General features: G+C 58.0%; 1 protein-coding gene. It reads left to right on the forward strand.

Annotated elements, in window-relative coordinates:
- Positions 1-828, forward strand: an 828-nt coding sequence (locus DTL42_RS16170; protein ID WP_114369786.1) for an ISAs1 family transposase, incomplete at its 5' end; no start/stop codon positions are given.
- Positions 829-833 lie beyond the last annotated feature (5 nt).

Consider the following 833-nt stretch of genomic DNA (forward strand, 5'->3'; position numbering starts at 1 on the left):
ATCGACGGCAAGACGCTGCGGCACAGTTTCGACACGGCCACCAATCGTCAGGCGCTGCACATGGTGAGTGCCTGGTCGAGCGGGCTGCAAGTTTGCCTGGGGCAGATCGCAACGGAAGAAAAGTCGAACGAGATTACTGCCGTGCCGATGCTGCTGGAGCTTTTGAACATTGAAGGCGCGGTGGTGACGCTCGATGCGATGCACTGTCAGCGGCGAACGGTGGCCAAGATTCGTGATCGAAAAGCGGATTACCTGATCACGGTGAAGAAGAATCAGCGGAATCTGTTTCAGCAGGTTGCCAGCGAGTTCGAGAAGTTCGGCGAAGACAATTATCGCTCTTCCAAATGTCGAGCCCATCGCGAAACTCGCCAGACACGCGGTCGCCTGGAAGAACGCATCGTCTATGTGGCCGCCGCGCCGCGAGGCTTGAAAGAGACTGGCCAGTGGGCCGACGTGAAGACGATCGGCATGGTCTATCGTCATCGCGAAGCGGACCCGAACAGTCAGCGTCAAACGCCTGAGCCGACGTCGGACCGCGTCACGTTCTTCATCAGCAGCCTGCCGCCAACAGCGAAGCGAGTTGCCGAGTATGTTCACTCGCATTGGAGCGTGGAAAACAGCCTGCACTGGACGCTGGATGTAACATTTACCGAAGATAGCAGCCGAGTCCGTACCGGCACCGGGCCCGAAATCCTGGCCAGCCTGAGGCGAGTTGCCCTGACCATTTTAAAGCGAGACACTTCGCAGCGGAAAATGAGCATCCGCCTAAAACGAAAAGTCGCCGGCTGGTCACAAGAGGCGCTGGAAGCGATTATCCTCGGGAGTTAGGAGGG

The sequence above is a fragment of the Bremerella cremea genome (genome assembly GCF_003335505.1).
In the GTDB taxonomy this organism is placed as follows: domain Bacteria; phylum Planctomycetota; class Planctomycetia; order Pirellulales; family Pirellulaceae; genus Bremerella; species Bremerella cremea_A.